The following is a 24,768-nucleotide window of genomic DNA, read 5'->3' as shown; positions in this document are numbered from 1 at the left end:
CGCGCGGGGCCCGCGGATGAGGCCCCCACCCGGCCGGGCCTGAGGAGCTCGCGCGGCCGCACGGCCGGCTGCGGCGACGAAGGGGCGGCCCACCTCCCAGTCCCTCGCGCGACCAGACGGCCCCCGGGGCATACCCGTCTCGGCAAGCACCCTGCACCGCCCCCCCTGAACGGACGTCTCATGCACCAGCTACACCCCCCTGTCGGCGGTGGGGTGCGTACCGGCCGCGTGCGACGGGCGGTCCGGCCAGGAGCCGGCCTTCACGCCGCGGCCTGGGAATCGCAGGCGAGGATGGTGCGGTCGGCGCCCCAGGCGAGGTGCGCGCGCTGGTGCCAGTCCGCGCCGTGGGGCAGGCGCCAACCGGGGGCGTGCGCGGTCAGGCAGTCCTCGCGGCCCTGGCCAGTTCGACTTGGCGCAGCGATGCCGCTGTTCGGTGAACCAGGCTTCTCCGGGTGTGGTGGCGGGGGCGCCGAGTCGGGGCCGAACGGCAGCCTGGGCCCGCCGGAACGAAGCGGCGGTCCCGCGCCGGCGGGGCAGCGGAGCCCGGCGTGCGGGCCGGCGGGACGCCCGACCGGGCCGGGCACTCCAGGCGGGGCGCAGCGGCATCCGCGGCCGGTCCGGGGCCGTTCCCCATGACGTCTGTCGGACACAGACGACGTCGCGGCGCCGCACAACGCCGGCCGGAAGGTGGACGCGGACCGCCCTTGACGAGGGCGCCACGCACGTACCCGTAAGTCGCCGATGAGGCGCGATCCAGGGGACCGTTGTGGGCAGAAGGACGGAAACGACAGCCCGGTCCGGTGCGCTGGGCGGCGACAACCGTGACACGGCATGGAGGAGGACAGCGGCCACAATCGTCACCGTGAGGCGGTCGCCTGTGCGGCTCACCGTGCGCCGCGAGCGCCGCTCGGCACTGACCCGGACACCGACATGCCACCAGGGCACGCTCCCGGCATCCCCGGCCCCCGAGCGCAGACAGGAGACCGCCCGTGACCGACATACCCCAGGGCCGCGACTGGACCCGTATGCAGCGCGCCGACTTCGACGACTGCGCCCCGCTCGACCTGGTCGACGCCGCCGTGTGCCGGCCGGTGCCCGCCGTGCCCGACGAATGCGGGACACAAGCACTGTTCGGGAAAGACCCGGAGCCCGAGCGTCCACGCCGCACCCGCACGCCGGCCCCGCAACCCACCGAGAACACCGACACGTTGTTCTGAGCTGCCGGCCCGGACTCAGCGTGCGGTGGTGACGGTGACGGGGACGTTGGGGCAGGCGTCGAGGACGTCGGACAAGGCGGTGTGTTCGGCCGGGCCGATGGCGAGGCCCCAGCGGATTTTGTCGGCGATCCAGTCGGTGACGTACTGGCAGCGGTAGCCGGCGGACGGCGGGAGCCACGTGGTGGGGTCCTGGTCGGCCTTCGACCGGTTCGATGCGGCCGACACGGCGATGAGGGCGCGGTCGTAGCCGAGGTCGTTGGCGTATGGCTCGCGCTCGGCAGCCGTCCAGGTTGAGGCGCCGGAGTCCCAGGCTTCGGCCAGGGGCACGAGGTGGTCGATGTCCAGGCCGCCTGGGCCGGTGATGTAGCGGCCGTCGTAGGGGCTGTGCCACTGGCCTGCGCTGAGCGTGCAGCGCGGTCCTTGCTCGGGTGGGATGACGGCTTCGGCTTTGAGGACTTCGGCGCGGGTGTTGCATCCGTCCTTGTCGGCGTCGATCCAGTACTTGAAGGCGTCGCGCCGGTAGCCGGTGCGGTCTTCGTCGGCGACGGGGAGGCTGCTCGGTGCGGAACGCACGGGGAGGGTGACGTGTGGCCCGGTTCGCGTACGGCCCCATGGGCCGCAGAGGCGTGGGCGTTGGTAGGGAGGAGCAGGGCGGTGAAAGCTGCGGGGGCCGGCGGGCACCGGCGCGGGCCTGCGCGGCGTGTGGGCGGCGTGTGGGCGGTAGTGCCGTCGGCCGCGGGGATCGATCGTGCGTTGGAGATCGCGGCGCCTCGGGTCTGGTGTATCAGGACCCGGTGGAAGGCGACAGCTGCCCTGCGTTTGCGCTACGCGATCGTGGATCTCAGCGATGCGGTTCTGTCTTTGCCCGTGGCGGTCACCGCTCAACCCGCCCCTGTACGGTCATGGACACAGCGGCGGATGAGAGCGTGCTGGAAGGTACCGAGAGCGGGGTGAGGGCCTCGGTGCGCGTGAGCGGGGGGGGTGCGGTGGTGCGATCGGTGGACCGGTTCAGGGCGTGGACAGCTCGAACCGCGTGACGCGGACCGCACCGCCGAGCGCCTGCGTGGCGTGGTTGAAGAGGGCGAATCGGTAACCCATGAAGAACCGCCAGTCGTTGCCCATGGAGAAGGCGGGTCCGAGGCGGGTGAAGGTGGTGCCGTCTGTGCTGTAGGAGAAGATGCCCGGGCGTGGTGCGCCGGGGCGGATGTCCGCGGTCGCGCGCAGCCAGAGGCGGCCACCGGAGACGGGCGCGCTCGCGACCTCGTAGCCGGTGCCGGTGGTGTTCCAGTCGGTGTCCATGGTCAGCCCGGTGACCATCACCACCCGTGTCACGCCGCCGTCGCGTTTGACACCGATCCACGCGGAGGAGTCCCGCAGCAGTGCGAGTCCGGCTCGGTCGCCGTCCCGCATGGCGGAGTGGTCGAGCTGGACGGTGGCCGTGGAGGTGGGGCCCTGGATGCGGTGCGTGAGGGTGTTGCGGGCCCAGTACAGGTCGTTGGTGACGGTGGCGGTCCCGAGGGTCAGCCCGTTGCCGACCGACCACTTGGTGTCGTCCGGGTTGTGGTTCCACTCCCATCTCGGCTTGAGGGTCGTACCGTCGAAGGTGTCGACGCCGGTCATCGGGGTGACCTGACGGGGCGGAGGGGGCACGGCGGGGCTGGGATACGAGGTGCCCCATGCTCCGTCGACGAGTTGTACGACGGGCCAGCCGTCCGGGGTCCAGGTGACCGGGGCCAGCGCGGGCATCCGGCCGCCGGGATAGGCGTCCACGAAGGCCAGGTAGTACCAGGCGCCGCTCTGCGTCTGTACCAGCCCGCCCTGGTGCGGGACGCCGCCGCCGGGGATCGGCCCGCGCAGGTCGAGGAGGACCTGTCGCATCGTGTAGGGGCCGAAGGGGCCGCTGGACGACTTCAGGACGTACTGGCCGTTCGCGGGGCGGGTCAGGAAGATGTAGTACTGCCCGTTGATCTTGTAGAACCGTGAGCCTTCGAGGGTGCCGACGCTCGAAGGCGTCGTGAACACCTGCTGCGCGCGGACCTGGTTGCGGCCGTCGGGCGAGAGCTGGGCCACGCTGATGGTGGTGTTCCCGTACGCCACGTACAGGGAGTCGTCCGTGTCGACGAGCAGTCCCGCGTCGTAGTAGGGAGTGCCGATCGTCGTCAGCCTGTTCCACGGCCCTTCGACGGCGGTGGCGGTGTAGACGTACGTCCGGGCGAAGTCGATCTGGCCGAGCCAGTAGAAGGTTCTGTTGCTCGGCCGGTAGGCCAGGGACGACGCCCAGATTCCTCGGACATAGCCGCGGGAGCCGTTCAAGTCGTACTTGGCGCCGAAGTCGAGCACGGGCACCGAGTGACCGGCGATCTCCCAGTTCACCAGGTCGTAAGAGCGCAGGACGGGCGCGCCCGGCGAGTAGTGCATCGTCGAGGCGGAGGCGTAGTAGGTGTTTCCGACGCGGATGACGTCAATGTCCGCGAAGTCCTGCCAGATCACCGGGTTCGTGTACGTGGAGGCGGCAGCGAGGGCGGCTCCACGAGGCAGGAGGGCGCCGGCGGCCAGGCCGGTGGCGGCCGTCAGCGCACGCCGACGGGAGAAATGTTGTTGCGGCCATGACATATCCATCTACGGCGCTCTCCTCGGTTTCATTCGGGTGGAGCGGCTCTGGTGCGTTCGGTATGTCGAATGTGGGTCGATTGATCGAGCATCCCGGATGATAGGAGATCGACCGCGCTCGTCAAGACCTCTCGCAGTTTCGACAAGCGGATCGATAGGTTCGACACCCGGGCGGCGCGCATTGCCGCCAGTCATTTCACCATTGCCCCAGGTAGCGGCCACCGCGACAGTCATCGACCCGAAGCGCAGTTGGCTCGTTCGCGCAATGTTGACATGCGCAGGCTCCTCTCTAGTATCCGTGGAAGCATCGGGTTTCCGAATGGCGATCGAAATTTCGAACCCCCTCGTCCCTACCTCGCCGTGCCGAAGGAGCCCCACGTGCTCAGACGATCAGGCGGACGACTGCTCCGCCTCCTCGCGACCGCCGCGCTGACCATCGCCGCGACCGTGACGGCCTCCGCCCACTCCACCGCCTCGGCCGCGCCGGGCAGCCCCGCGCTCACGCCACCGCTGGGGTGGAACAGCTGGAACAGCTTCGGATGCGGAATCACCGAGGCACAGGTGCGCCAGGCCGCCGACGCGATGGTGTCCTCGGGTATGCGGGACGCCGGCTACCGGTACGTCGTGGTCGACGACTGCTGGTTCGACCCGCAGCGTGACGCTGCAGGCAACCTGCGGGCCGATCCGGCCAAGTTCCCGAACGGGATGAAGGCACTCGGGGACTACATCCACGGCAAGGGCCTGAAGTTCGGGATCTACCAGGTGCCGGGGGAACGCACCTGCGCGCAGACCAGCGGCGCCTATCCGGGCTCGACCGGCAGCAGGGGGCACGAGGCCCAGGACGCCGCCACGTTCGCCTCGTGGGGCGTCGACTACCTCAAGTACGACTGGTGTTCCTCCAGCGGCACCCGTGACGAGCAGGTCGCGCGGTTCACGCTGATGCGCGACGCCCTGCGCGCCACCGGCCGGCCGATCGTCTACTCCATCAACCCCAACAGCTTCCACGCCATCACCGGCTCGACCTACAACTGGGGCGAGGTCGCCGACCTGTGGCGGACGACCGAGGACCTGCTCGACATCTGGCAGAACGGCAACACCAACAGCTACCCGATGGGTGTCGGCAACGTCCTGGACGTCACCGCGCCGCTGGCGGCGCAGTCGGGTCCGGGACACTGGAACGACCCGGACATGCTGGTCGTCGGCCGTCCCGGCCTGACACTGACCGAGTCCCGCTCCCACTTCGCCCTCTGGGCACTGCTGAGCGCCCCGCTCATGGCCGGCAACGACATCCGCACCATGTCCGCCGACGTGAGCGCGATCCTGCGCAACCCGCGGCTGCTGGCGGTGAACCAGGATCCGCTGGGCGCGGGCGGGCGCAGGGTGCGCGACGACGGCGCCACCGAGGTGTTCGCCAAACCCCTGTCGGACGGCTCGGTCGCGGTGGGCCTGTTCAACCGGGGAGGCGGCACCGCGACGGTCACCACGACCGCCGCGCAAGTCGGCCTCTCCGGCGGCCCGTTCACCCTCACCGACCTGTGGACCGGCGGCACGTCGAGCACGTCCGGGCAGATTACGGCGAGCGTCCCCGCCCACGGCGTGGCCGTGTTCCGGGTGACCGGCGGCAGCCCCCTGGCCGCCACTACCTCACGCCTGCGGAGCAACGCGTCCGGCCGCTGCGCGGACGTAGACAACGCCTCCACCGCCGCCGGGGCCACCGTACTGCTCTGGGACTGCCACACGGCCGCCAACCAGTTGTGGACCACGTGGGCCGGCGGCGAGATCCGCGTCTACGGCGACAAGTGCCTGGACGCCTACAACCAGGGCACCACCAACGGCACCCGCGTCATCACCTGGCCCTGCAACGGCCAGGACAACCAGAAGTGGGCCCTCGGCCCGGACGGGTCGGTCCGCAACGTCCACGCGGGCCTGTGCCTCGACGCCGACGGCGCCGGCACCGCGAACGGAACGCCGCTGGTCCTGTGGACCTGCAACGGCCAGGCCGGCCAGAAATGGACCAGCGCCTGAGCAACCGCCGTCGGCCGGCAAACCGGCCTGCCACCAACCGACGTGGAACGTGCCCCGCGCGACGAGGACGGTGCCGCGGCGCCGGTGAGGGAGTTGCGGGCGCTGCGCTGGGGCCCGGTGCCGTCGTGGGCAAAGGAGCCGAAGGTCGGCGCGGATGCCGCCATCGCGCGGCGCGGCACCGAGCACGGCTCCAGCCTCGGCATCCACCGATGGGTGGTCGAGCGGACCTTCGCCTGGCTCCACGGCTTCCGGCGGCTGCGCGTGCGCCGGGAACGACGAACAGACATCCACGAAGCGTTCCTCAGACTCGCCTGCTGGTTGTCACGCTCGATGATGCTCTCGGGTCGTCTGGTCGTTTTCCCGACGTCATAGCGGGCCGTGGGACGGCGATTCTTGGAACCAAGTCGCCTTCCTGGGCCGGTTGGTGCGGGTTTCGGTGCGAGGCGTGCGGGCTCGGCCGGCTTCCGTGGATCGGGATAGACGAAGACAAGGACAGGCCGATCCGCTGGTGGCGGGTGATGAAGGTACTGGACGACAGCCGAAGCTTCGATACCTGGGCCTGTCAGTGCCCATAGCGCTTGCAGGCCAGGTACGTGATGTAGGGCTCGATGTTCCCGTCATCAAGGCAGACGCGGACGACAGCGGCTCCCCCTTCAACGTCAGCCGGCACATTGAAGCTGAACGTCTTGCTCTCCCCGCAGGCGATGTCGTCGCTGGAGGCGTGGCTGATCTCGTGGTCGGCACTGTTGAGGGTGAAGCCCGTGGTGCCACGGCAGCTTTCGGTGCTGACTGACTTGTGCTCACCGCTGATGGTGACCGAACGGTTGTACCAAATGATGGTGCCCCTGGTGTACGTCTGGCCGTACGTCACGTCGAAGGTACTCGTGGGGTAGGCGGTGGTGGCGGCGTCGGCAGCCGGAGCCGCACCTAGCACCCCTATGGCCAGCGTCGCGGCGGTGAGGGCTGTGGCAGAGCGGATACGCAAAACATCTCCCGTTGATGATGCGGCGCCGCCATGTGGCGGCAGACGCCCAAGTATCGGCAGACGCACGGGCGTTGTCCACGGGGCATTCCCACCGCAACGCAGAAAGGCCCGGCCCCCTTCACCTCGAAATCGGGGAGGGGGCCGGGCCTGGGTACTGCCTGGATCAGCGGTCTTCCTCGGCCTGGACGTCGGCAAGGGCGAACACCACGCCACCGCCGTCACCCCGGCCGGGAAGAAGGCGTTCGACAAACGCCTGCCCAACACCGAACCCAAGCTCCGCGAGCTGTTCGCGAAACTCCAGGCCAAGCACGGAACGGTGCTGGTCGTCGTCGACCAGCCGGCCTCGATCGGCGCTCTGCCGCTGGCGGTGGCGGGGACATGGGCTGCCCGGTCGCCTACCTGCCCGGGTTAACGATGCGACGGATCGCCGACCTCTAACCCGGCGAGGCCAAGACCGACGCGAGGGACGCGGTCATCATCGCCGACGCCGCTCGCGCGATGCCCCACACGCTGCGGGCGATCGACGGAGAGGACGAGACCATCGCCGAGCTGGCGATGATCATGGGCTTCGATGACGACCTGGCCGGCGAGGCAACCAGGGTCGCCAACCGGCTGCAGCCTGCTGACCCAGATCCACCCCTCGCTGGAACGGGTGCTGGGATCGCGGTTGCAGTACCCGGCCGCCCTCACGCTGTTGGAACGGTTCGGATCTCCGGCCCAGATCCGCAAGGCCGGCCGTCGGCGGCTAGTCACCCTACCGCGGCCGAAGGCGCGCCGAGGATGGCCGAGCGGCTCGTCGACGAGATCTTCGCCGCGTCAGACGAGCAGACCGTCACCGTTCCGGGGACCGACGCGGCCGCGCTGATCGTCCCCAGCCTGGCCGCCCCCTCCCGCACAGCACCTCCCGGTCCGGCAGCGGCTTGCGTCCGGAATACCGGAACCTGCGTTCACGCTGCTGGCAGCAACGGCTCCAGGTGATCCCACAGCTCGTCCGACACGATCCACGGCGACGTTCCCACATCGGGCCAAACGCTCAACTCGAGCCCCGGACACGGCGACCCGACCGATCCACCTCATTGTGTTAGGCCCTGTAATTACACAGGCGCAGACAGGCCGGGGTCAATCAGCCCGTTGGTCAACCGCCAGCGCACCGCCGGCTACGTCCCCGCACGTGGCGGCCGCCGGTCAGGGACTCAATGATTTTAATCGAACCGGCTTGGAGATCATACTGTTCCGATACCGTCATCCGCGAGGTAGCGCCGCTCATGTTGGACCGGGAAGTGGCGAATGTTCATCCAGAAGCTCGTACTGAAGAACTTCAAGTGCTTCAGACCGAAGGGCACCTCCGTCCGCATGGATCCGGGCATCACTGCGCTCCGGCCTCTACACCCCCGTCCGCCTCCGCCTCCAGCGCAAGGCCACACCCTGGGCGACGCCCTCAACCGAACCGACACCAACGACCCACCCGCCATAGCCGCCGTCCAGCTGACATTGCCGTCAGCGTTTCCGTCAAGAACCGCAGAAGCCGCGCCAGATAACTCTGGCGAGACTTCTCGCTTTCCACCTGACTTTCAGCTTCAGTGAGACTCTCGCCACCACGTTACGGCCCGCTGACACAAGGTGAATGCGAAGGACCCGAAATCATCCCCGAGCCTCTCCATGCTCTCGCGATCCACCACTCCTGGATTCCAGACGAGGACGGGGTACTCGCCTTTCTGATCCACAGGAGAGGAATCAAGGACGACCAGGCCACCCATTCCATCGAGCATGACAACGATCAGATCGGATGGCATTCCATATTGGCTGCGCGCATCCAAAGTTTCCGCGACGGAACCCAACAGTTTCAGCCCTATTGCAGGCGTCTGATATACGCCGAGGAATTCTTCACCAGCAATATCCCAGGTCCCGAACTCTTCGATCAGACGGCGGTACGAGGGAGGAAAAGCCACACCCAGATCACTCTCGGCGGCGGCCATCGTCCCTGCGTCACAGCCGTCGGCATGGTTCGCGATGTCATCGTTCCTGCCAACCAACTCGATCAGTAGCTCACTCGCCTCGACAGCGTCCATCATCCACCAAATCCTGCCGCTCCGTCCTTCAAGTACTGGGATTTCCAGGCGTTGAAGGCATCTCGGTCGATTCCACTGGGGATCTTGGTACCTGCCTTCCAGTGCAGCTGACTGTAGTTCCCACAGTGCATCGAGTGCGTCACCTCGGCGATCGGCCCATCCTGCGTTTGGAGCATGTGATGAAGGTTCAGCGGCTTGTCGTCTGGACCCATCGGGCCAGCCCCTGCTGCATTCTCTTGAGATTGCTTCGACGTCAGACTCAGTTGTCGACACGCCCGACGCCATCACCGGTGCCCCGGACGTTTTCCCACTGCTCATCCGTGAGGTCCAGGAGCCGGTCGATGATCGAGCGTGGTGGGAGTGAGCCGTGGTCTCCTGTCACGCTCAGGGCCGACGCCGCTGTGATGTGGCCGAGGCGTAGGGATCGACTCACTGACTCCCCCCTCAGTAGGCCGGTGAGGAAGCCCGCTGCGAAGGCGTCGCCCGCGCCGACCGGTTCGGTCACGGGAGTCCGTGGGGCGGGGACCGTAGTCGAGCCCGCGGGGGTGAAGGCCGTGGCCTCGCGGGGGCCGTCCTTGACGACGACGATGCGTGGTGCGGGGAGGAGTTCACGTACGGCGGTGGCGGTCAGGTGGGCGCCCCACAGGTCCTGGGCCTCGTCCAAGCCGACGAATACGATGTCGGCTCGGCCGGCGAGGTCGTGCAGCACTGGCGGGGCGGTGGCCTCGGGCCAGAGCTGGGCGCGGTGGTTGACGTCGAAGCTGATGGCGTGCGGGCGTTCGGTGGCGGGGACGGCGAGGGCGTGGGTGACCAGCTCGCGGCAGGATGTGGACAGGGCCGGTGTGATGCCGGTGAAGTGCACGAGGGCTGCCGTGCGCATCACCTCGTGGTCGAGGAGGTCGGGGCCGAGCGCGGAGGCGGCTGAGCCCTTTCGGTAGTAGTGGACCCGGGTGCCGGTGGGCGAGGGGTTCTTGAGCATCAGGCCTGTCGGCCGGTCCGGGTCGGTGCTCACGTGGGCGATGTCGACCCCGGCGGCGGCCACGACGGCGCGTACCCGGGCCCCCAGCGGGTCGTCGCCGAGTGCCGACAGCCAGGTCGCCTCGATGCCGTGATCGGCGAGGTACATCGCCACGTTGGACTCAGCTCCCGCGATCGACAGGCTGAGGTGGTCGGCGTCGGCGAGCGGCCCGGAAGGGGCGGGGGCCAGGGCAGCCATGGTTTCGCCGACGCAGACCACGCGTCCGCTCGGCGGGCGCCACGAGTCCGTCATGCGGGGTCCCTAGGAATGTCGGCGGTCCGGGAGGACCGGGTGTGGCTGATGCGAGCTTGCCGTTGATGGCTCAAGGAGAGTGGCCGCCCGTTCCTCCGGGACGCTCCGACTGCTGATTGAGAGCTGCGGGCATCGCTGGTTAGGGACCTGTCGGCGGAGTGTTCCTCGGGCCATGGAAGTGCTGGCTGGAGAGGAACGGAGCAACGCGGGTGACCAGGCGTCACGCACGCATATGGGTGGGCATTCATGCCGGCGAGGGCCATCACTGGGCGGTGGCGGTCAACGCTGAGGGGAAGACGCTGTTCTCCCACAAGGTCCTCAATGGAGAGGACCAGATCTTGCAGCTCATCGCCGCGGCCTGCGAGACGGCCGACGAAGTGCGGTGGGCCGTGGACATCTCCGGCCGCTCCTCCACCCTGCTGCTGGCCCTGCTCGTCGCTCACGGCCAGAGCGTGGTCTACGTGCCCGGCCGCACGGTCAACCGCATGTCCGGCGCCTACCGCGGCGAAGGTAGGACCGATGCCGAGGACGCCCTGGTCATCGCCGAGACCGCACGCATGCGGCGGGACTTCACCCCGCTCACCGTGCCGGACGAGACCGTGGCCACCCTGCAGGTGCTGACCGCGCACCGAGCCGACCTGATCGCCGACCGGGTGAGGCTGATCAACCGGCTGCGGCACGCTCTGGTGGGCATCTGCCCCGACCTCGAGCGTGCCTTCGACTACTCCACCGCCAAAGGCCCGCTGGTCATGCTCACCGAGTACCAGACCCCGGCCGCCCTGCGCCGGATCGGCGCCAAACGGCTCACCACCTGGCTGGAACTCCGCAAGGTCCGCGGTGCCGAAACGGCCGCGGCCAAGGCCGTCGAGCCAGCCCAGGCCCAGATGACCGCGCTGCCCGGCGCGAAGCGCGCCGCCCAGCTGGTGCGTGACCTGGCCCACCAGCTTCTCGCTCTCGACGAGCGCGCCGAGATCATCGAATCCCTGCCCGGCATGGGCCCGATCCTCGCAGCGGAGTTCGTGGCGATCGTCGGCGACCTGTCCGGCTACGAGAGCGCCGGCCGCCTCGCCTCGCACGCGGGCCTGGCTCCCGTGCCGCGCGACTCCGGTCGCCGAACCGGCAACCACCACCGGCCCAAGCGTTACAGCCGGCGTCTGCGGCACATCTTCTACCTGTCCGCCCGGACCGCCATGATGCGGCCGGGACCATCGCGCGACTACTACCTCAAGAAGCGCGGCGAAGGCATGATCCATACCCAGGCCCTGCTGGCTCTCGCCCGACGCCGGATCGACGTGCTCTGGGCGATGCTGCGCGACAAACGACGTTTCCCCCCCGTCCCGCCGGTCACGCAAGCGGCTTGACACGATCATTGAGACTCTCCTGCGATCGGTGCCGAGGGAGCGAGCCGGAATGCGGGGGTCGGCGTACCGGGCACGTCGACGGGAAGGGTGAACACCGCCCCGTCGTACGGGCCGGGTGCTTCCAGGCCCACCGTGGCGGTGGTGATGTGCAGCAGCGTGCCCTCGAGGCAGATGCCGGCCGGCTGCCCGGCGGGAATGCGGACGACCCGGTCGAGGCTGCCGTCCGGAAGGTGCCGTCGGACCGTGCCCGTGCCCCAGACGGCGCACCACAGGGCGCCCTGGGCATCGACGGTCATGCCGTCCGGGCTGCCCTCGTCCACCGTGAAGAAGTCCTCGGGGCTGCCGACATGGCCGGTGTCGGGGTCGATCGGGTAGCGGCGGACGATCCCTTGGGCGCTGTCGGCCAGGTACATGGTGCGTCCGTCCTCGGTGAAGGCAGGTCCGTTGGGGACGGTGAGGCCCTCGACGACGGGGGTCACGGTGCCGTCGTGGTCAACGCGGTACAGGGTGCCGGCGCCCTGGCTGCCGTCGTAGGCCATGCTGCCCGCCCAGAACCGGCCGGAGGGGTCCGCGATGCCGTCGTTCATGCGCATGGCCGGTCCGGGACGGTCCTCGGGTGTGGCCAGCCATCGGGGGGTGCCGTCCGGCGGGAGGAGGCATACGCCGGTGCCGGCGGCGGCGATCCACGTGCCGGGGTGGTCGGCGACGGGCGCCACCGCGCCCAGCGGGACGGGGAGTCGGAGGATTTCGCGAAGCGGCAGGCGGGGGTCGTCGTCGGCGCTGAGCAGGCGTCCTTCGAGGATGTCCACCAGGACGACGCCGTCGCCCGTCCAGCGGATCCCCTCTCCGAGTTCGAGTCGATCGGGGCCGGCGGCCCGAGGGTGCTGTGCGCTCATCCGGCGCTCTCCTCGACGGCGGTGAGGAAGGCGCGGGCACGCTCTCGCAAGGCGCTCAAGCTGCCGCCGTCGGCGGCATCGCCGACGAGCGGGGAGCCGACGCCGACGGCGGTGGCACCAGCGGTGAGGTAGGCACGGGCGGCGTCAAGGTCCACTCCGCCGACGGGCACGAACACGGCGTCGGGGAAGGGCGCTCGCAGGGCCTTGAGGTAGGCCGGTCCCCCGGCCTGGGCGGCGGGGAACAGTTTCAGCGCGTCGGCACCCTGGGCCTGGGCCGTGATGATCTCGGTGGGGGTCATGACGCCGGCGAGGACGGGCAGGCCGAGTTCGCGGGCGGTGTCGGCGCCCGCTCCGAGGCCGGGGGTGACGGCGAAGGCGGCGCCGGCATCGCGTGCGGCACGCGCGTCGTCTGCGGTCAGGACCGTACCCGCGCCGATCGGCCGGTCGGGCCCGAGTTCCTCTCCGCAGCGGGTGATGACACGGAGCGCATCGGCGCCGCTGAGGGACACCTCGATCAGGTCGATGCCCTCCTTGGCCAGGGCCAGGACGGTGCGCAGCGCGGCGTCGGCGTCGCTTCCGCGGACGATGGCGACGAGGCGGCGGTCGGCCAGGGCGGCTCGTAGGTCCACGGGAAGGAACTCCTTGTGTGTCGGATCGTTTCTCTGGAGGGCGGGCCGTAGACCAGCGGGGGTCAGGGGCAGCCGCAGCCAGCGGTCAGGGTGAGGCGCCAGCGCACTTCCCCGGAGGCGGGGACGCATGCCGCGTCCTCCGGGCCCGCTTCGGCGAGATCGAAGGTGCGGCCGAGCATGGGCTCGACACCGGTGCTGCGGTAGGGGGCCGTCGCGGGGAAGCCGCCCAGGTTGCGCCACAGGGCGACCGACACCGGCTGCCCTTGGGCCGCTACGGCAAGGGTGAGCCGGTCGGTTCCGTCGTGGACGCAGACCCGGCAGTCCGCGAGGACCGCGCCGACGGCTGTGCCGTCCTCGGGGCCGAACCGGTCAAGGCCCAGTCCGTACGGTGCGGGCCAGTCGCCTTCGACCCAGGGGGCGCCGTCCGGCCAGGGCGCGTCGAGCAGGGAGGCTGCCTCGGGGAAGATCCGTGTGGACACGCCTGCCCTGGCCCGGAGTTCGGCTTTTTCGGAGAGGTCGAGGAGCGCGTGGGCGGCCCACACGAAGCGGTAGCCGGGGTCGGCCTGGAGCGTGTAGTCCGCCTCGACGCCGTCTGCGGTGGCCCGCACGGTCCGGGCGAGGGTGAACGCGTCGCAGTCGACGCGCTCGGTGTCACCGTCGCGTGACCACGGCCGGGACCAGACCTCCCCGTGGTCGGGCAGGCCGCGCACGGTTGGCAGGCACTCCTCCAGGCCGCCCGCGTCCACGAAGGCGTCGCCGGGTGCGACCCGCTGCCGTGCGGGGTCCGGGCGGTGCCACAGCCATTCGCGGTCGCCGTCACGCAGCGAGGTCCAGCGTCCGCCGTGAGCGGGGTCGGTGGTGAACGCCAAGGGCATGGTCACCACTCCGTGAACGAGCCGTCGGGGTGCCGCCACACGGGGTTGCGCCAGTTGTGCCCGGTGCGGTCGGCGGCGCGTACGGCGTTCTCGTCGACGGTGATGCCGAGACCGGGCGCGACGCACCGGTGGGCGTGTCCGGCGGTGAACCGGAACGGCTCGGGGTCGACGACGTAGGAGAGCAGGTCGGCGTCCTTGTTGTAGTGGATGCCTCGGCTCTGCTCCTGGATCAGGAAGTTCGGCGTGGCGAAGGCGACTTGGAGGCTGGCCGCCAGGGCGATCGGACCGAGCGGGCAGTGCGGGGCGAGCTGTGCGCCGTAGGTGTCGGCGAGGGAGGCGATGCGGTGGACCTCGGAGATGCCGCCTGCGTGGGACAGGTCGGGCTGGGCGATGGCGATGCCGGCGGCGAGCGCGGGCAGGAACTCGGCGCGTGAGAAGAGGCGTTCACCGGTCGCCAGCGGTACAGAGCTGGCGGCCACGAGTTGGCCCAGGAGGTGGCCGTGTTCGGGAACGACGGGTTCCTCGACGAACAGCGGGTGCAGTGGGGCGAGTTCGGTCAGCACGCGGCGGGCGGTAGCGGCCGTGAAGCGGCCGTGGAAGTCGACGGCCACGTCGCGTTCGGGGCCCAGCACCTCACGGACGGCGGCGACCCGGCCGACGGCGGCCGACGTCTCGGCGGCGGTGGCCATCGGGGAGGTCGGGCCCGCCGCGTTCATCTTGACCGCGGTGAAGCCCGCCTCGATCTGCTCGGTGACCTGCTCGGCGAGCTGGGCGGGTTGGTCGCCGCCGATCCAGGCGTAGACCCGCACGCGGTCGCGGACGGGGCCGCCCAGCAGGGCGTGCACGGGGGCGCCGTACGTCTTGCCGGCGATATCCCACAGGGCCTGGTCGAGGCCGGCGACGGCGCTCGACAGGATGGGGCCGCCCCGGTAGAAGCCGCCCTTGGTGAGCACCTGCCAGTGGTCCTCGATGCGCAGCGGGTCCTGCCCGACGAGGTACTCGGCCAGTACGTCCACGGCGGCGCGGACGACCTCGGCCCGGCCCTCCACGACGGGTTCGCCCCAGCCGACCACGCCGTCGTCGGTCTCCACGCGGCAGAACAGCCAGCGCGGCGGGACCAGGAAGGTCTCGATACGGGTGATCTTCACTGAGAGGTGGTGCCTTCCGCTTCGTCGGTGGTGCTGATGCGGTCCAGGTCGCGGCCGGCCTGTTCGAGCAGGGCACGCATGGCGGCCTCGGCGGCCAGGGGCTCCTGGGCGCGTACCGCGTCCAGGACGGCGCGGTGGGCCGGGATGGGGTCCTCGCTGTGCGGGGAGGAGTGCACGATCCGGTCGCGGTGGGCGAGGCCGGACTCGATCACCATCTCCATGCGTTCGAGGAGTTCGTTGTGGGTGGCGGCGAGTAGCGCGCGGTGGAAGGCGAGGTCGGCGTCGATGGCGTGCGCGGGGTCGGCGTCGGTGTGCCCCATAGCGGTGAGCGCGTCCTCGAGGGCGGTGAGGTCGGCGTCGGTGCGGCGCTCGGCGGCCAGGCGGGCGGCGGCGGGCTCGATGATGGAGCGGACTTCGGACAGGTTCCGCAGCAGGGCCTGGTCGGCCTCGCCGGCGCGGCCGCCCTCGAACTGCCAGCGCAGGACGTCGGCGTCGAGGAGGTTCCAGTCGGCCCGGGCCCGTACGAAGGTGCCGCGCTTCTGGCGGGCGTCGACCATGCCCTTGGCCGCGAGCACCTTCAGCGACTCGCGCAGCGCGGTCAGGCTCACGTCCAGCTCGGTCTGGAGCGCCACCAGGTCGAGGGTGGCCCCCTCGGGGATCTGGCCGCCCAGGATGCGGCGTGCGAGGGCCTCCACCGTCTGACCGTGCACGCCGCGGCGGGCGTAGGGCGTCATGTCGTCGAGCCTTTCTGCTGGGTCCGGTGCCCGGGGCCCGCGAGGGACCGGGCGGGGTTCGTCCGCGGCACGGTGCGGGTGCTCATGCGGAGGCCTTCACGACGCTCCAGCCACCGTCCACGACGAGACTCGTGCCGGTGATGTAGGACGCCTCGTCGGCGGCGAGGAAGGCGATGGCCGCGGCCACCTCCTCGGGGGTGCCGAAGCGGCGGGCGGCGGTCTCGGCGACGCTGCGCTCGCGCTCGTCCTCGGGCACCCGGTCCCAGGCCGCGGTCAGGATCGGCCCCGGGACGACGGCGTTGACCCGCACCTCAGGTCCGTACTCGACGGCGAGTTGGCCGCACAGGGAGAGCAGGGCGCCCTTGGAGGCGGCGTAGGCGGGATGCCCGGGGATGCCGCGGTGCGCGTGAACGGAGGAGGTCAGCACGACCGCGCCCCGCCGCTCGCGCAGGTCGGGCAGCAGCTTCCGCACGCCGAGGAAACTGCCGGTGAGGTTCACGTCGAGCTGGCGCTGCCAGGAGGACAGGGTCATCTCGTGTGCGGGCGTGACGTCGACGGTGAAGGCGTTGCTGACCAGGATGTCCACCGGTCCGAAGTCGTGGGCGGCGAAGACGACGCGCTCCCAGTCCTCCTCGGCCGCCACGTCGGCGGCGAGGAAACGTGCCTGCCCGCCGCCCTGGATGATCCGCTCCGCGGCGGCCGTGCCGCGCTTCTCGGCGATATCGGTGAGGACGACGGCGGCTCCCTCCTCGGCGAGGCGTGCGGCGGTGGCGGCTCCGATGCCGGAAGCCGCTCCGGTGACCACGGCCGTGCGGCCGGTGAAGCGGGCGCCGTGCCGTCGTAGGGGCTGGTCCATCGTGGGGTTCGGCTCCTTCGTGGGGGGGCAGAGGGCCATCCTGTTATCGGCGGGTCAGGACGGTGAGGTGGGCGTCGTGGCCCGTGCTCCAGCTGAACGCAAGACCGTAGTGCAGCAGGTGGGCGCCGCTGTACTCGATCCTGGTCTCCTCGTCTGTGTACACGGCGGCCGGGTCCAGTCCGCGCAGCCGCAGCCGGGCGGGGCGGCCGGGCACCAGCGGGGCCCCGTCCAGGCGCCCCGTGCTGAAGGCGGCGACCACGACGCGCGGTCCGTCGGACTCGGTGTACTGCACGCCGCAGGTCGCATGGTCGGGCGTGCCGAGCAGACGGGCTTGGCCGCGGTGGACGACGTCACGGATCTGCTTGTAGCGGGCGATCCAGTGGGCGGCCTCGGAGCGCCGGTCGGCGTCCCAGGAGCGCAGGTCGGCTCCCACGCCCAGGACGCCGCACATCGCCAGCACGAAGCGGAAGGCGAGCGAGCGGGGGCGCGGGTCGAAGACGCCGGGGGCGTCGGTGACCCAGGAGCTCATCACGTGCGGGGCGTGGGCGTGCAGAAAGCCGTACTGGATGGCGAGCCGGTCCAGCGGAGCGGTGTTGTCGCTGGGCCAGACCACGTCGGTGCGGGCCAGGGTGGCATGCTCGATGCGGGCGCCGCCGCCGGCGCACCCTTCCACGGTGACATGCGGGTGGCGGGCGCGCAGATGGTCCAGGACCCGCAGGTATCCGGCGACGTGCGCGGCGTCCAGGTCGAGGCGGTCGGCGGGGCCGGCTGCGGGCCGGCCCCGCTCGGTGGGCGGCCGGTTCATGTCCCACTTGAGGTACTCGATGGGATAGTCCCCCAGCAGCCGGTCGAGCGTGCCGATCACGAAGTCCTGCACGTCGGCGCGGCCGAGGTCCAGCAGGAGCTGGTTGCGCACCAGTCGGCCGGGGCGGCCGTCCACGCGGTAGACCCAATCAGGGTGCTCGGCATACAGACGGCTGCCGGGACTCACGGCCTCCGGTTCGACCCACAGGCCGAAGCCGAGCCCCAGTGCACGCACGGCGTCCACGAAGGCGCCGAAGCCCTGCGGGAACTTCGCCGGGTCGGGGTACCAGTCGCCCAGGCCGCCGGTGTCGTCGGCACGGCCCGTGAACCAGCCGTCGTCCACGACGAACAGCTCGGCCCCGATGTCGGCGGCCGCCTTGGCGAGTTCGAGCTGGCCGGCGGCGTCGACGTCGAAGCCGGTGGCCTCCCAGGAGTTGTAGAGGACCTTGCGCGGGCGGTTCAGGCGTTCGCCGCTGAGGTGGCGCTCGTAGCGGTGCCAGACCCTGGACAGCCCGTCGAGTCCGTCCGCGCTGAAGGCGCAGGCGAGGCGGGGCGTGGTAAGGGTGTCGCCGGGTGCGAGGAACACGGCGCCCTCGTGCGGCTGCCGCCCGGCGCGGACGCGGACGGCACCGCCGGGCTCGGCCTCGGCGGTGATGTGCCAGTTGCCGGGCCACTCCAGGGCGATGCCGTAGGTGGGCGCCGTGTCGTCGGGCAGGGCAGCGTCCTGTACGGCGATCCAGGGGGCGTAGGCGTGGCCGGGGACCGCCTGGGTGCTGCCCATGGTGAACGTGCCGCGCCGCAGGTGGAGTTGGGTGCGGGTGAACTCCTGCGACCACTGCCCGGTCAGGTAGGTGAGGCGGGCTCCGTCGGTGACAGGCACGTTGACGGCGGCCGAGTCGAGGCGTTCCAGGCGCAGCGCGTGCGCGCCCGTGCAGGTGAGTTCGGTCCAGCGCAGGACGACGTCCGTGCCGGGCACGGTGGCGTAGCACAGGGTGACGTCCGCGCCGGCGACGTCGTCGGTGAACGTCAGCCGCAGCCCTCGAGCGTCCTGGGTGGCGCCGGCGAAGTGCCACCACAGTCCGCGTTCGCCGTCCGCGTGCCCGACGACGAGGTCGGAGCCGGTGAAGGGGCGCAGGCCCTGCGGGATGTACTCGGCGGGGGCGGCGTCGGCGGGGGTGATGAAGTGGGTGCGCCGGGACCAGTCGAGTGCCGACGGCCCGTGCTCGACGCCGTGCGGTCCCCAGGCGGCGAGTTCGGCCCAGGGGCCGTCCGGGGAGAGCTGGACGGTGTAGCTGGTGTGCCGGGTGTGCAGGATCCAGCGGTCTTGGGAGGTCATGTGGTCGTGCGGGATCGTGCCGTCGTGTCCGGTCGTGCGGCCTTGCGGGGTCGTCATTTCACCGCTCCCAGGTTGAGGCCCGCCACGAAGTGCCGCTGGAAGCGCAGGAAGACGGCGACGGTGGGGGCGGCGGCGATGACGGAGCCGGCGGCGATCACGTTCCACATCGACACGTACTGCCCTTGCAGGCCGATGAGGGCGGCGGTGATCGGCATCCGGCTGTCGCTGCGCAGGACGGTGATCGCCCACAGCAGGTCGTTGAAGATCCAGGTGAAGGACAGCGCGCTGAGCGCGGCGAGCGCGGGGCGGGTCAGGGGAAGGATGATCCGCCAGAAGATCTGCCAGGGGCCGGCGCCGTCCACGACGGCGGCCTGCTGGATCTCGTTGGGGATGGCGCGCATGAAGCCGTGCAGGACGAAGACGTAGAAGCCGACACCGAAGCCGATCTGCACACCGACGAGGGCGGGCAGCGTGTCGTAGACGCCGATCATCTCGCTGAGCTTGGAGACGGGGATGAGCAGGATCTGCGGGGGCAGCAGGTTGCCGCCGAGCATCAGCAGCAACAGCGTTCGGCGCAGGGGAACGTCGTAGCGGCTGAGGGCGAATGCCGCCATCGCGGCGAGCGCCAGGGTGATCAGCACGCACGGGACGGTGACGAGCAGGCTGTTGATCAGGGCGCGCTGCTGGCCGCCGTCGATCCAGGCCACGCGGAAGTTGTCGAGGGTGAAGGAGTGCGGGAGGCTGCCGAGCCCGTGCGCGGCGATGTCGTCGAAGGAGCGCAGGCTGGTGGCCAGCACCAGGGCGATGGGCAGCAGCCACAGCAACGACAGCGCCCCCGCCCCGAGGTGGAACCCCGCGGTGGCGGCTCGTCGGCGCTTCACGGCGGTCGAGTGGGCGGACATCAGTCGGCCTCCCGGAAGGCGCGCACGAGGTAGGAGCAGATGACGCCGAACGCCAGCGCGAAGATGACGACGGCGAGTGCGGAGCCGTAGCCCAGGCGCAGGGACTGGAAGGCGGTCGAGTACATGTAGGTGCTCAGCAACTCGGACGAGTGGTAGGGGCCGCCGCGGGTCAGCGACCACACGACGTCGAAGGAGCGCAGCGAGTCGATGATGATGACGGACAGGACGACCGCGTTGACGCTGCGCAGTTGCGGCAGGGTGACGTGGCGGAAGCGCTGCCAGGCGCTCGCGCCGTCGACCTTGGCCGCCTCGTACAGAGCGGGGTCGATGCCCTTCAGGCCGGCGAGGTAGAGGACCATCACATAGCCGATCTGCCGCCACAGGGCGGGCACGATGACCGCGTACAGGGCGGTGTCCTGGTCGGCGAGCCAGGCGTGCCGCAGGCTGCTGAGGCCGACCGCTTTGAGCAGTTGGTTGAGGACGCCGTCGGGCTGGTAGATGGCCTGCCAGACCAGGGCGGTGGCGACCAGGGAGAACACGACGGGCAGGAAGAGGGCGGCCCGGTAGAAGCCGACCCCCCGCCGCTCCTGTTGGAGGAGCAGGGCCGTGGCGAGACCCAGCAGGGCCGACAGTCCGCCGAACAGGACCAGCCACAGGACGGTGTCGACGGCCGCGGTCCTGAAGACCTCGTCGCCGGCCATCTCCCGGAAGTTGCCCAGTCCGACGAAGCGCGGTGCCGAGACGCCGTCCCAGGAGGTCAGGGCGAGGTAGAAGCCCTGAAGAGCCGGCCAGAAAACCCACACCGCCTCGGCGAGCAACGGCACCAGGACGAAGGCGAGGACGAGTGGCGGGACCCGGCGGACGGGCCCCCGGCCGCGTCCGCCGGTGGGCGTGACGGCCGGGGCCGAGCGTGCGGGGGTGAGCACAGCCACCTCAGGCACTCCAGATCTTCTGGGCGTCACGCTGCCAGTCGGTGAGGATCGACCCGATCGCCTTGGGCTTCGCGATGAACTTGGTCAATGCGGTGTCGGCGGTGGGCTGCAGGGCGTCGCTGGAGTCCCGGTTGAAGAACTGGGTGATCTCAACCGCCTCGTCGATGTGGGCACGCCCCTTCTTCACCAGTGCCGTGCCGGCGTCCTTGGCATCGGGGTTGCAGGGCAAGACCGTGCCCGAGGACCCCTTGATGTAGATCTCCTGCGCCTGTGCGGTGGCGAGATAGCCCATCAGCTTGGTGACCCGCTCGGCGCGACCGGTGCGCGCGCTGGCGAAGTAGCCGTCGACGGGGGCCTCTTCGGCGAGCGGCACCTTGGGGTCGATGACCGGGAAGCGGAAGAAGTCGATGTCGTCGAGGGCGTCCTTGGGGGCGGCGTCGGCGAAGAAGGTGCCGATGAGCATCATGCCGGTGCGGCCGTTGAGCAGCGCGGTGGTGGCGTCCTGGAAGGCGAGGGCGGTGCCGTTGGGGTCGAAGTACGGCAGCACCTCGCGCCAGCGGTCGAAGACCTTGCGCACTTCAGGGTCGTCGAAGCGGTGCTTGCCGGCCAGGAGTTCGCGGTGGTACGGGGCACCGTTGATACGTATGTCGAGGTAGTCGAACCAGGCGGAGGCCACCCAGGGTGTGTTGCCGCCGGCACCGAGCCCGATCGGCGCCACTCCCTTGGACTTGAGCTTGTCGCACAGGTCGAGGAAGTCGTCCCAGGTCTTGGGCTCGCTCACGCCCCACTTGGAGAAGTTCGACTTCCGGTAGAACATGCCCCACCAGTAGTAGGTGGAGGGCACGAACACCTTCTTGCCGGAGCTCGCGGTGCACAGTGTGTTGAGCGCCTTGGAGTAGCGCTTGAGGTCCGGCGAGGAGTCCCACAGGTCGTCGAGGTCGAGCAGCAGGTCCTTCTTGGCATAGGCGTCCGCCACCGAGCCGGGGTACCAGGTGTAGACGTCCGGCGGGTTGGCGGAGGTCAGGTAGGTCGGCAGCTGGGTGCGGAACGTCTCCGCGGCGACCGTGTTGAGGGTGACGCGTCCGGCGTCCTTCTTGCCGTAGGCCTCGATGAGGTCCTCCATCGCGGCCTTGGCCTGCGGCGCGGAGAGGTTGGACTGCAGACTGACCGCGCCCGAGGACGAGGACTTCGAAGACGAGGTCGAGGTGACGCAGCCGCTGAGCAGCGCCGCCGTACCGGTGGCGCCGAGCCCGGCGAGGAAGCGTCTGCGGCTGGTGTGCGGGTTCAACATGGGTGGGTCTCCCTGATGGTTCACGCAGCGGGTCCGTGGGGCGTTCGGGGCCTGGCGGGCCCGGCGCGGCCAACCAAGATTCGCGTGGCGGTGCGACCACGTCAAGATAATTACTAATTTATTTTCTCTAGGGGAGGGCGGCTGCGCCGGGGCCCTCGGCGGCTCGGGGTGCAGGTCGGGATCCGCGGCCGCGGCAACATCGGCCGTGGACCGTGACCCCCGGCTTCCTGTGCGGCCCTCGCGGCGTCAAGCCGCGCGCCACTCCCCCGCGGAGATCTGGACGAGTGGGGCACGCCGCACCCGAGCAGGTCCGGGGGCGGAGCGGCCACGACTCTGGCAGCCGGCCGGAACCCTGTCAATATTTATTCCTAATTATTGCCGGGTGGCCCGACCGTGGCCACCTCGCCCTGGCCCGCCTCCGAGCGACGCCCGGGCAGAGCCTGGACGGAGCCGAGACGGCTCTCTGCCTGACGCGGACCCCTAATGCTTAATTTAGTAATTAATCTTGACGCCGTCCCACGCCCCCTGGAAGATCCTCGCAACCACCCGCAGGCAAGCGGACATTGACTGGTCCCACGTACCCCCGCCGCACGACCGGGACGGTCCGGCACGCCTGATCGGACAACAAAGGATCCGACGTGAAACGACATCTCACCGTCCTCCTGGCCCTGCTGACCACGCTGCTCGTCGTGCAGGCCCCCGCCCACGCCACTCCCCCGCGCGGCGACACCGCCGTCCCGACGTCGGCATCCGCCCAGGTCCTGAGCCCGACGCCGTACATGGGCTGGAACACCTACTACGCACTCGGCGGCGACCCGACCGCAGCGGAGATCGAGTCGACCGCCGACTTCCTGGTCAGCAGCGGCCTGCGCGATGCCGGTTACAAGTACGTCTGGATCGACGGCAACTGGGCCGCGCCCACCCCGCGCAGCGCGGCCGGAGACCTGGTGCCCAACCCCGCCCAGTTCCCCGACGGGATGAAGCCGCTCGTCGACTACATCCATTCCAAGGGCCTCAAGGCCGGCATCTACACCGACGCCGGCCCCTACATCCCCGGCAAGTGCGGACTCGGCAGCCACGGCTACTACCAGCGCGACGCCGACCAGTTCGCCGCCTGGAAGTTCGACGCCGTCAAGGTGGACTACCTCTGCGGCATCGCCGCCGACCTCGACCCGAAGACCGTCTACACCCAGTTCGCCAAGGCGCTGCGCGACAACGCCAGCGGACGCCCCATGATCTTCAACCTCTGCAACCCCGTCACCTCCCCGGACTGGGGCAACTACCCCGAGGAGCAGCAGTCGACGTACTCCTGGTCCTACGCACCGGCCATCGCCCAGTCCTGGCGCACGTACACGGATGTCGGTTTCGTCGGTGAGATCAAGTTCAAGGACGTGCTGCGCAACTACGACGCCAACGCGCGGCACCCCGAGGCAGCCGGCCCGGGACACTTCAACGACCCGGACTATCTCGGACCCGAACTCGGCATGAGCGACGAGGAGTTCCGCACCCAGATGACGCTCTGGTCCGTCGCGGCCGCGCCGCTGGTGATCGGCAGCGACATCCGCAAACTCAGCAAGACCTCGCTCGGCATCCTCGACGACCCCGACGTCCTCGCCATCAACCAGGACAGCGCCGGAGTCCAGGCCGTCCGCGTCGGCCCGGCCGGCACGACGGAGACCTGGGTCAAGCGGCTCGCGAACGGCGACCGGGCCGTGGTGCTGCTCAACCGCGGCGACAGCCCGGCGACCCTGACCACCAAGGCGTCCTCGGCCGGCCTGAGCGGAAGCCGGTTCACCCTGAAGAACGCCTGGACCGACCGAGTCACCGAGAGCGCCGGCACGATCAGCGCCGCCGTCCCGGCCCACGGCGCGGCCCTCTTCCGCGTCGCCCGGGCCACGGGCAAGCCCGGCCTCCCGCACGTCGTGGCCGGTCTGCCCCAGGTCACCAAGGTCGGCGGCGACACGGTACCGGCCGGCATCGCCCCCGTGGTCGCCGGCGGTGACCAGGCGCAGGTCGAGGTCGAGGTCCGCAACGACAGCCCCCGGCCCGTCTTCGCTCCCCACGTCCAGCTGGCCACCCCCACCGGATGGACCGCGCGCCCGACCGGTACCGAGCCGAAACTGCTGAAGCCAGGCCGCTCGGCGACCTTCACCTTCACGGTCACCGTGCCGGACACCGCGGCACCGGGCAGCGCCACCCTGGCCGCGACCATCTCCTACGAGGCCACCGGCACAAAGCGCCTCCGGCAGGAGACGGCCACGACCCTCGTGGTGGCGCCGGCACCACCCCATGGCGATGTCGCTCTGTCCCACCACGACTGGATCAGCGCCACCAGCGGATGGATGACCCCGACCGTCGACCGCAGCGTAGGCGGCTGGACGCCGATCAGCCTGCTCGGCCAGGAACACCCCACCGGTATCGGGGTCGCCTCCCCCTCCACCATCCGCTACTACCTCGGCGACCGCTGCACCCGGCTGACGGCCACCGTCGGCATCGACGACGCGGTACGCAACGTCGGCCCGGAAGGAGGCACCTCGACGTTCCAGGTGCTCGGCGATGGCAAGGTCCTGTTCGACAGCGGTGTCCTCAACCGCGACGGCACCCGCCAGGCCGACGTCGACCTCACCGGGGTCCGCATCCTGGACCTGGTGGTCGGCGACGCCGGGGACGGCGGCTACAACGACCGCGCGGACTGGGCCGGCTTGGACGCCACCTGCTGAACCGGACGGGCAGGGCCGCCCCGTGGGAGCGATCGCGCGGGGCGGCGCCTGCCAAAGGCGAGCAGGACATTCCGCGAGGAAGAACGGCCCCCTAGGGGGCCACGCCGC

20 protein-coding genes and 3 pseudogenes are annotated in these 24,768 nt (G+C 70.3%); 6 read left to right on the top strand and 17 right to left on the bottom strand.

Translation table 11 applies throughout. The features are described 5' to 3' along the window. The first annotated feature begins 989 nt into the window (after positions 1-989). Complete coding sequence (locus tag ABZV94_RS21335) at positions 990-1,217, top strand: hypothetical protein (protein WP_356342367.1); 228 nt, start codon at positions 990-992, stop codon at positions 1,215-1,217. A gap of 15 nt (positions 1,218-1,232) precedes the next feature. Here the strand turns inward: ABZV94_RS21335 and ABZV94_RS21330 are convergent, their stop codons facing one another. Together ABZV94_RS21330 and ABZV94_RS21325 are read right to left on the bottom strand one after the other, a co-directional pair. Further along, on the bottom strand, positions 1,233-1,790 hold the full coding sequence (locus tag ABZV94_RS21330; RefSeq protein ID WP_356342365.1) for an HNH endonuclease family protein: 558 nt from the start codon (positions 1,788-1,790) through the stop codon (positions 1,233-1,235). 435 nt (positions 1,791-2,225) lie between these two features. Continuing rightward, entirely contained in the window at positions 2,226-3,836 is a 1,611-nt protein-coding gene (locus ABZV94_RS21325) for a glycoside hydrolase 43 family protein (RefSeq protein WP_356342363.1), read from the bottom strand. A gap of 369 nt (positions 3,837-4,205) precedes the next feature. On the opposite strand from ABZV94_RS21325, the gene ABZV94_RS21320 reads away from it, so the two are divergent. Further along, the gene (locus tag ABZV94_RS21320; protein ID WP_356342360.1) at positions 4,206-5,852 is read left to right on the top strand and encodes a ricin-type beta-trefoil lectin domain protein; all 1,647 of its coding nucleotides are present in this window, start codon (positions 4,206-4,208) and stop codon (positions 5,850-5,852) included. Positions 5,853-6,014: 162 nt separating this feature from the next. Continuing rightward, a pseudogene (locus ABZV94_RS21315) lies at positions 6,015-6,224 on the top strand (transposase); the annotation flags it as partial. 190 nt (positions 6,225-6,414) lie between these two features. On the opposite strand, the gene ABZV94_RS21310 reads toward ABZV94_RS21315, so the two are convergent. Then, positions 6,415-6,903, bottom strand: a complete 489-nt coding sequence (locus tag ABZV94_RS21310; RefSeq protein ID WP_356342378.1) for a hypothetical protein — start codon at positions 6,901-6,903, stop codon at positions 6,415-6,417. An 88-nt stretch (positions 6,904-6,991) separates the two neighbouring features. Here ABZV94_RS21310 and ABZV94_RS21305 point away from each other — a divergent pair. Beyond that, positions 6,992-7,719, top strand: a pseudogene (locus ABZV94_RS21305) (IS110 family transposase); the annotation flags it as partial. A gap of 10 nt (positions 7,720-7,729) precedes the next feature. Here ABZV94_RS21305 and ABZV94_RS21300 read toward each other — a convergent pair. The 4 genes and pseudogenes from ABZV94_RS21300 to ABZV94_RS21285 form a co-directional block, all read right to left on the bottom strand. Beyond that, positions 7,730-7,874: pseudogene (locus tag ABZV94_RS21300) on the bottom strand (IS5/IS1182 family transposase); the annotation flags it as partial. A 540-nt stretch (positions 7,875-8,414) separates the two neighbouring features. Then, entirely contained in the window at positions 8,415-8,909 is a 495-nt protein-coding gene (locus tag ABZV94_RS21295; protein WP_356342358.1) for an SMI1/KNR4 family protein, read from the bottom strand. Continuing rightward, complete coding sequence (locus ABZV94_RS21290) at positions 8,906-9,163, bottom strand: HNH/ENDO VII family nuclease (RefSeq protein WP_356342374.1); 258 nt, start codon at positions 9,161-9,163, stop codon at positions 8,906-8,908. Before ABZV94_RS21290 ends, ABZV94_RS21295 begins: the two co-directional genes overlap by 4 nt. Before the next feature lie 2 nt (positions 9,164-9,165). Continuing rightward, positions 9,166-10,176, bottom strand: a complete 1,011-nt coding sequence (locus ABZV94_RS21285; protein WP_356342356.1) for a sugar kinase — start codon at positions 10,174-10,176, stop codon at positions 9,166-9,168. Between the two features lie 209 nt (positions 10,177-10,385). On the opposite strand from ABZV94_RS21285, the gene ABZV94_RS21280 reads away from it, so the two are divergent. Next, a complete protein-coding gene (locus ABZV94_RS21280; RefSeq protein WP_356342354.1) occupies positions 10,386-11,537 on the top strand; it encodes an IS110 family transposase in 1,152 nt (383 codons plus the stop codon). A gap of 5 nt (positions 11,538-11,542) precedes the next feature. Here ABZV94_RS21280 and ABZV94_RS21275 read toward each other — a convergent pair whose 3' ends face one another. From ABZV94_RS21275 to ABZV94_RS21230, 10 genes are all read right to left on the bottom strand, one after another. Continuing rightward, positions 11,543-12,433: an SMP-30/gluconolactonase/LRE family protein gene (locus ABZV94_RS21275; RefSeq protein WP_356342352.1), complete on the bottom strand. Its 891-nt coding sequence runs from the start codon at positions 12,431-12,433 to the stop codon at positions 11,543-11,545. Beyond that, positions 12,430-13,062 (bottom strand): bifunctional 4-hydroxy-2-oxoglutarate aldolase/2-dehydro-3-deoxy-phosphogluconate aldolase, encoded by a 633-nt coding sequence (locus ABZV94_RS21270; protein ID WP_356342350.1) that lies wholly within the window; start codon positions 13,060-13,062, stop codon positions 12,430-12,432. Before ABZV94_RS21270 ends, ABZV94_RS21275 begins: the two co-directional genes overlap by 4 nt. Positions 13,063-13,124: 62 nt before the next feature. Further along, a complete protein-coding gene (locus ABZV94_RS21265) occupies positions 13,125-13,937 on the bottom strand; it encodes a hypothetical protein (RefSeq protein WP_356342349.1) in 813 nt (270 codons plus the stop codon). A 2-nt stretch (positions 13,938-13,939) separates the two neighbouring features. Beyond that, positions 13,940-15,085, bottom strand: a complete 1,146-nt coding sequence (gene dgoD / locus ABZV94_RS21260) for a galactonate dehydratase (protein WP_356342346.1) — start codon at positions 15,083-15,085, stop codon at positions 13,940-13,942. After that, positions 15,082-15,819 carry an FCD domain-containing protein gene (locus ABZV94_RS21255; RefSeq protein WP_356342344.1) on the bottom strand — a complete coding sequence of 246 codons (738 nt, stop codon included), beginning with the start codon at positions 15,817-15,819 and terminating at the stop codon, positions 15,082-15,084. Before ABZV94_RS21255 ends, dgoD begins: the two co-directional genes overlap by 4 nt. 82 nt (positions 15,820-15,901) lie before the next feature. Continuing rightward, positions 15,902-16,675: an SDR family NAD(P)-dependent oxidoreductase gene (locus tag ABZV94_RS21250; RefSeq protein WP_356342342.1), complete on the bottom strand. Its 774-nt coding sequence runs from the start codon at positions 16,673-16,675 to the stop codon at positions 15,902-15,904. A gap of 43 nt (positions 16,676-16,718) precedes the next feature. Next, positions 16,719-18,815 (bottom strand): alpha-galactosidase, encoded by a 2,097-nt coding sequence (locus ABZV94_RS21245; RefSeq protein WP_356342371.1) that lies wholly within the window; start codon positions 18,813-18,815, stop codon positions 16,719-16,721. Positions 18,816-18,868: 53 nt separating this feature from the next. Continuing rightward, positions 18,869-19,717 (bottom strand): carbohydrate ABC transporter permease, encoded by an 849-nt coding sequence (locus ABZV94_RS21240; protein WP_356342340.1) that lies wholly within the window; start codon positions 19,715-19,717, stop codon positions 18,869-18,871. Continuing rightward, positions 19,717-20,649: a sugar ABC transporter permease gene (locus tag ABZV94_RS21235; protein WP_356342338.1), complete on the bottom strand. Its 933-nt coding sequence runs from the start codon at positions 20,647-20,649 to the stop codon at positions 19,717-19,719. The genes ABZV94_RS21240 and ABZV94_RS21235 overlap by 1 nt, the downstream gene beginning before the upstream one ends. A gap of 1 nt (position 20,650) precedes the next feature. After that, positions 20,651-21,940, bottom strand: coding sequence for a substrate-binding domain-containing protein (locus tag ABZV94_RS21230; RefSeq protein WP_356342336.1), 1,290 nt, complete (start codon positions 21,938-21,940; stop codon positions 20,651-20,653). Between the two features lie 638 nt (positions 21,941-22,578). Here ABZV94_RS21230 and ABZV94_RS21225 point away from each other — a divergent pair. After that, complete coding sequence (locus ABZV94_RS21225) at positions 22,579-24,660, top strand: NPCBM/NEW2 domain-containing protein (RefSeq protein WP_356342334.1); 2,082 nt, start codon at positions 22,579-22,581, stop codon at positions 24,658-24,660. The last annotated feature ends 108 nt before the right edge of the window (positions 24,661-24,768 follow it).

The sequence above is a fragment of the Streptomyces sp. NPDC004658 genome, from assembly GCF_040609555.1.
GTDB lineage: Bacteria > Actinomycetota > Actinomycetes > Streptomycetales > Streptomycetaceae > Streptomyces.
Note: the sequence above shows the minus strand (reverse complement) of the source record. Positions and strands in the feature narration are given on the sequence as shown.